Origin of the sequence: Vibrio xiamenensis (assembly GCF_900100015.1) — a bacterium.
Taxonomy (GTDB): Bacteria; Pseudomonadota; Gammaproteobacteria; order Enterobacterales; family Vibrionaceae; genus Vibrio; species Vibrio xiamenensis.
Genome location: NZ_FNDD01000026.1, coordinates 78621 through 85300, shown reverse-complemented (window position 1 = coordinate 85300; position 6680 = coordinate 78621). Strand labels below are relative to the sequence as shown.

The following is a 6680-nucleotide window of genomic DNA, read 5'->3' as shown; positions in this document are numbered from 1 at the left end:
GATTGTGAAGTCTTGGAATTAAATATTCAGCCAGATCACGTTCACTTGGTTGTGATAGTCCCACCGAAAGTATCGATATCGACTTTAATGGGGATATTGAAAGGGCGTTCAGCTATCCGATTGTTTAATAAATTCCCGCATATTAGAAAGAAATTATGGGGTAATCATTTTTGGGCGAGAGGGTACTTTGTTGACACAGTCGGTGTAAATGAAGAGATCATCAGGCGGTATGTCAGGCATCAAGACAAGAAAGATCAAGAATATGAGGCACAGTTAGAGTTGAAAATGAACTAACAGCGAAGGAATGCCCCCTTTTAGGGGGCTGTAAACCAAAGCCGCCTTCTAAGAAGGCGGATTTTTACTATCTATCAATTTGAATTGGAATTACTGCTTATCGGGCTTGGTTAAACGCTCTGGATTACGCAGCCAATATATTAAGGTAGCGCTACAGGCGAGAACAATTAAGGTTGCCGGTAATCCGCCAAGGTTAGACAACTGCTTAACCCCGTCGATGCCGACCGTGCTGACCATAATCCAGGCCACCAAACCAATTGTCGTACCCCACAAAATCTTAATAGGTAGCGAGGTGCCATCGTCAGATTCGGAATTGAAATCTTTAGTACACAAGTCGCCAATGGCATCGGTACTGGAGTCTGCCGCCGTAACATAGGAGATAAATGCCACCAACACTAGGAAGAATGACGTCACGCCGCCAAGTGGTAGATTGCCCATGATGTGATACAAAAGCTGTTCGATTCCGCCGCTGTTGAGTACTTCGTTTAACGCACCATCGGAGTGAATGTCCATGTAGATGGCAGTACCTGAGAACACCGCAACCCAGAACAAAATAAACAAGCTTGGGTAAATCACATTAATTTGAATGAATTCTTTGACGGTGTAACCGCGAGCAATTTTACCCAGGAACATGGCCGTGATTGGTGCCCATGCAAACCACACTGCCCAGTAGAACACGCTCCAGTATTGAGGCCATGGATCGTTGGCTGCTTGACCGGTAAACAGGCTTAAGCGGAAGAAATTCTCTAAGTACGCACCAAGACCTTCGACACCAATCGCCAGAATATAAATGGTCGGGCCGCAGACTAAAACGAACACGAACAGCGCAATCAACATCCAAAAGTTAATTTTTGATAATCGAGCGATGCCCTTGTTTAAGCCACTGGCCGCAGAGATGACAAAGGTCACGACAATCAAGGCGATGAAGATGCCCAAGGTCAACGCATTCTTTTCGATGTCGATAAACTGGCTGACACCACCCAGTAGTGTTAAAGCGCCAGTGCCAAGCGAGGATGCCATACCCACCACCAAAGAGTAGAGCGCCAGCGCATCAATGATGTCGGCGAGCTTACCATTTAGATAGCGGCCAAACAGTGGGCGCAGTGGGCTAGTGATGGAAAACGGCAGTTTGAGGTTATAAAACGCCAGCGCAAAAATCAGTGCAGGTACCGCATAGATAGCATACGGCGTTGGCCCCCAGTGCAGGAACATCGCGGAGAACGCGAACAAGATGGCATCGGCGCTACCAGGTTCAATCCCTAAGCTTTGCGGCGGGGTATGCAGATGGTAAATCGGCTCGGCAGTGGTCCAAAACAGCACGCCAACCGCCAGTGTGGTACACAGCACAATCATAAACCAGCGTGGTTTGGTGATACGTGGAGTACTGTTTTCACCGCCGATTTTGACATCACCAATTTTTGAAAAGTAAGTAAATGCAATCAGCACCAGCAGATAGAAACTGCCAAGGCTAAACAGCCATGAGAAGTGACTCAGCACAAAACTGTTGGCGGCGCTGGTGGCTTGGGTAAAGGCCTTTAAGTCCACAAGGCTGAGCACTAATGCGCCCAGCAAAATGAGAAAGGTCGGATAGAACACCAAAGGGCGTATCGATTTCAACATGAATTCGTCCTTGAAATGGGTTACATGAAATTGCGCTTGATGGTGCAGTTAAATGGCTTTTCAAACACGACTTCATTGTCGTGAAAAGCTTTCCATCGCGCGGTGATGTAGAAATGGTCGTGATCACAGTGCATCTGGTAACGACATTCAAGCCCTGTCCACCAACCATCGCGCCCCATATCCACTTTCAGTGCAATGTCGTTTTTGGCGCTGAGTGGATCATCAGGGTGAATGCTAAATTGTTGGTGAATGGTGAAGTCGATTTCACTTTGGCTGGAATTAAAAAATTGACGTCCAAAGTCTTCAAAGGTTTCCAAAGTGATGATGCCGGTTTTGTAATCACGGTGAGTGACGCGCTTGCTGTCTGCGGCGCGCAAAGTGCGGCCATCGAATGTCACTGGTTGTTCATATTCAGGTACCAGCGAAGACGGCGTCGGTGTCGAGTTTAACGGCAGAGAAAGTTGGCAGTTTTGCGGGTATAAAGTCAGCGTCGCATCGTCAGCCGATGGCCAGATAAGAGGCCAGTAAGCGGTTGAAATGGATACGCGCAGTTTGTGCCCTTTGGCCACGACGTAAGCCATGTGATTGATCTTCACTTCGACGTCGTAGCGTTTATTGGGTTCAAGCAATTCAGGAAATTCATGGCTGTTACGGTGTGACAAGTTCAAAATGCCATGACTGATTTTGGTGACCTGACCATCTGGGTGAACATCGCATATACGCACGGTGACGTTGGCTTGCGGCATATCACTTGAAAGCTGCAATTTGGCGACCATTTGCCCTGCAATCGCCAGTGGCTTATCAAGTTGTGGGGAGTCAAATACCACTGAGCCGGAATCGTCGATGCGCTGATCGGCGGGGTGTTCCATATCGAGGCGAATACCCGCGCACCAGCGTCCGCCATCAAGGCCGACACTTTGTGGTGAGCGAACACTGACGGAGTGTGAAACTTGAGGCGTCTGGGTTAAATTGCGCTCGCTAAAATGCCAAGTTTGGATTTGAGTATTGGGTGCTGGCCAATTTGGTTCGCTGACCCATTGTCCGCTGCGCGCCTCGTAGTCGACCGCAGGTTCCACGCCATCTTGCAAAAAGTAGTTGAGCATCGGTTCTTGATCGATACCGTTTTGCTCGTCTTTAAGCCAGCGATCCCACCAGCGAACTGACTCTTTGACGTAGTCCATTTTTGGATTCGGAAAGGCAATATTTGGGTACTTGTGCGCCCAAGGGCCAACCAAGCCTTTGCGTGGTACATTAAGGTTCTCGAGTAGGGTGAATACGGTGTTGCGATAGCCATCAGCCCAGCCGCCCATCGCATAAACCGGGATTTTGATATTGGAGTAGTCTTCGCACACTGAGCCGTGTTTCCAGTACTCGCTGCGTGTTTGCTGTGTTAACCACGGCTCGGCTAAAAATGGCATTTTTGCCAAACGATCAAGCCAAATTGATTGCCAATCGTCACCTAATAAACGTTTATCCGGCGCACGCCCTTGCGCGTAGGCCCAGAAAAATGCTGCCCAGTCCATGTTATCGTTGAGCAGGCAACCGCCAGTAAAATGGATGTCATCGCGATAACGGTCGTCGGTTGAGCATTGGGTGATGATCGCTTTGAGTTCCGGTGGATTCAGTGCGGCAACTTGCAGTGAATTAAAACCACCCCAAGAAATGCCTACCATGCCCAGTTTGCCACTGCACCAATCTTGCTGCGCTATCCAAGCTATCACATCACAAGCGTCTTGCAGTTCTTGGGCGGAATATTCATCGCTCATGAAACCTTCGGATTCGCCGCAGCCGCGCAGATCGACGCGAACGCATGCGTAGCCGTGGGCGGCGGTTTGCGGCATGGTGATTTCATCACGAATGATGGTGCCGTCGTTTTTTCGATAAGGCAAAAACTCCAAAATTGCCGGAACGGGCTGCTGATTTGCGTTGTCCGGCATCCAAGCGCGATAGGCAAGGCGAGTGCCGTCAGGAAGGGTGAGCCAATCGTGATGGATTTCTTTCACTGTGTGCATGTGTGCCTCAATCAAAATGAATCGAAAGTTCATGATAGAAGGCTGCGTTTGTGAGTAAATCGCTTTTTTGTTAAGGTATTCTGAACTAAAAGTTCATGATAGAGGCAAGGAATGCCGATTAATCACAAATATATTCCCAGTTTAAGTAGCTTGTTGACTTTTGAAACTGCAGCGCGATTGGGCAATTTAACCAAAGCGGCCAACGAGTTGTGTGTTACACCTACTGCAGCCAGTAAACAGATAAAAAACCTCGAAGCATTTCTTAACACTCAGCTTTTTATCAGGAGTAAGCAAGGCGTTAAATTGACGCCCAAAGGGGAAGAGTACCTTTCTGGAGTTGTCGGCGCGTTAGAAATTCTGGCCTCGTCTAGCGCTCAGTTAGATGATGATGCTGACGCGATTGCTCTGAATGTCGAGATCGGCAGTTGTTTCTCACACTTTTGGCTACTGCCGCGACTGGATGATTTTCGTAATACCCACCCAGATGTGCCTCTGAACTTTGTCATTAACAATGAACGTAATATTGGTGACAACAGCGATTACGACATTGCCTTTTTCTATTCTTCAATTGATTCAATCAATAAAAACAATCATTTATTGTTTGCTGAGCGAATCATCCTCGTGTGCAGCCCAGCATTTAAGGATAAATATCCGCAGTGTACGGACATCAATGCCTTGTGGCGATTGCCGATTTTGCAGCTTAAAGAGCCGTTAGCGTTTTGGGAAGGTTGGGAGACATGGGCAAAGTTATATGACGTGCCATTTCAAGAGCCGCAAAACGTCATTCAAGTGGAAGACCAAGTATCAGTGATTCAGGCGGCGTTAAATCATGCCGGGATCGCTCTGGCGTGGGATTGGCAAGTGAGAGATCTGCTTCAAAGCGGTCAACTTGTCGCCATCACAACCCCGGTCGATTTCGACAAAAATGCATTTTTCTTATCTCTTTCCGAGCAAAGTCGCCATCCTGCTGCGCGTCAATTTATTGACTGGGTGATAGGCTCTGAGCGTGTGCAAAACTAGGTCTACTAATGGTTATAAATTAACCGTGTGTTATGTGGCTTTGGCTGGAATGTGACTCGTAAATTCGACCTTAGTTGTAGGTTTGTCTCATAAACGATCATTGGCATTGTCTTATTTATGAGAATTTACCGACGGGTAGCCTAAACTTTTTGTTCAAGTTTTTCATCAACTTGGCTTTATTTTCCTCAAAAATAGCATGGATTAATTTCTATTCTCATTTATTTAGAGTTAGTATTCTATAAAATACTAATAAATTTATTCGTATAACTGACTAATAAATAAGCTTTTTTGGTGGTTTTTATACAGAATGACATAAAAACACCAGTGTCATTATATTGCCAATTTTACTTTGTCTTGACATACTACTTACCTCTTAGAGTGCACGTAGACTTTAGTATGGTATTTGCAATGCTGTGTTTTATGAAGTGAGATGCACATCAAATAATAATTAACTTTAAAGGTGCATTTGCACCAGAGATGTTTAACGGATTTTGCATGGACTTTTATGACGATTTAGAGCGCTTTAAGCTCAAAACTCAGCAACATGACATTGTTTTTAAGCAATTTAGCGCAAAAAGCGGCCGTGGTTCAAAGCGCACCAACCACCCTATTTATAAACAGTTGGCGACAAGTACTGCTCAAGGACCGAACGCAGCGCTTGCCACGGTGAACTTTGACGAACTTTCTACAGTTCCAAGAGCGCATGTCGGTATGCCAGAGTCAAAATTGACTTCTCACCACAATGTTGACGTTCGACCTTCGGTAGTCATTTTTGATTCCGTATCTAAAATGTCTGCCAAACGTTCGGCAGAGCGTTTGGCGCGCCAAGTGCACTCTGAATTTTCTGACAATAGCTTGCCATCTGAGCGAGTGATCGATTCTTCCACGACAGAGAAAGCCTTAACCGGAACTGTATAATGCCTTTAATTTCAGTCTATTCCCCGAAAGGCGGTGTCGGTAAAACGACGTTAACCGCTAACTTATGCTATTCCCTCGCGAGCATGGGCCTCAAAGCCATTGCCGTTGATTTTGATTCGCAAAATGCGCTGCGTTTGCATTTCGGTGTGCCATTATCTGATGATGCCGGCTTTGTTCCGCACGCCGCACAATCTGCGGTTTGGAGCGAATATGTGGTGTCGAATCGTGACAACGTATTTGTTTTGCCGCATGGCAAAGCGAGTAAAAAACAGTTCGCAGAATATGAGCAGCGTTTAGCGAGCGACGACCTTTTTGTCGCACGTGGTTTGCACAGTTTACTTAACCAGCCGGATCTTATTGTGATTGCGGATCTGCCGTCGAATCACAGCGCTGTACGCAACGCGTTATTGCCGCTGACTGATTTGCTGCTTATTCCGCTGTTAGCCGATACCGCCTCTTTGTCGTTATTGCCACAAGTGGAAGATTTGCTCGACAGTTTTCATGCCAGCAATCAAGACGCATCAGGTCATATCGTGCTCAATCAAGCCGATTATCGTCGTAAGATGAGTAAAGACGTCGAGTCGTTTTTACGTGAACGTTTCCCTGATGAGCTGTTGGGTATTGTTCATCGCGATGAGAGCGTGGCAGAAGCCAACGCCGAACAAAAGTCGATTTTTGACGTCAATTACGCGTCGATTGCGGCCTTTGATATCGAAGTGATCAGTAAGAAAGTCAGCGCCATGCTGGGTATTCAAATCGGTGACGGCAGCACCTACGCACATGCCGATTATCCGAATAACGCTTAACGTTTGCTGC

Annotated in this window: 6 protein-coding genes; 4 read left to right on the top strand and 2 right to left on the bottom strand. The window is 46.7% G+C overall.

The window, feature by feature from the left end:
- Positions 1 to 294: IS200/IS605 family transposase (gene tnpA / locus BLS03_RS18435; protein WP_143015625.1), on the top strand; the 294-nt coding region annotated here is incomplete at its 5' end.
- Positions 295 to 384: 90 nt separating this feature from the next.
- On the opposite strand, the gene BLS03_RS18430 is transcribed toward tnpA, so the two are convergent.
- On the bottom strand, positions 385 to 1914 hold the full coding sequence (locus tag BLS03_RS18430; RefSeq protein WP_093277508.1) for a BCCT family transporter: 1530 nt from the start codon (positions 1912 to 1914) through the stop codon (positions 385 to 387).
- Between the two features lie 20 nt (positions 1915 to 1934).
- Positions 1935 to 3926 (bottom strand): CocE/NonD family hydrolase, encoded by a 1992-nt coding sequence (locus tag BLS03_RS18425; RefSeq protein ID WP_093277506.1) that lies wholly within the window; start codon positions 3924 to 3926, stop codon positions 1935 to 1937.
- Between the two features lie 111 nt (positions 3927 to 4037).
- On the opposite strand from BLS03_RS18425, the gene BLS03_RS18420 reads away from it, so the two are divergent.
- From BLS03_RS18420 to bcsQ, 3 genes are all read left to right on the top strand, one after another.
- Entirely contained in the window at positions 4038 to 4946 is a 909-nt protein-coding gene (locus BLS03_RS18420) for a LysR substrate-binding domain-containing protein (protein ID WP_093277504.1), read from the top strand.
- 495 nt (positions 4947 to 5441) lie between these two features.
- Positions 5442 to 5864, top strand: a complete 423-nt coding sequence (locus BLS03_RS18415) for a hypothetical protein (protein ID WP_093277501.1) — start codon at positions 5442 to 5444, stop codon at positions 5862 to 5864.
- Positions 5864 to 6670: a cellulose biosynthesis protein BcsQ gene (bcsQ, locus tag BLS03_RS18410; protein WP_093277452.1), complete on the top strand. Its 807-nt coding sequence runs from the start codon at positions 5864 to 5866 to the stop codon at positions 6668 to 6670. Before BLS03_RS18415 ends, bcsQ begins: the two co-directional genes overlap by 1 nt.
- Positions 6671 to 6680: the final 10 nt, after the last annotated feature.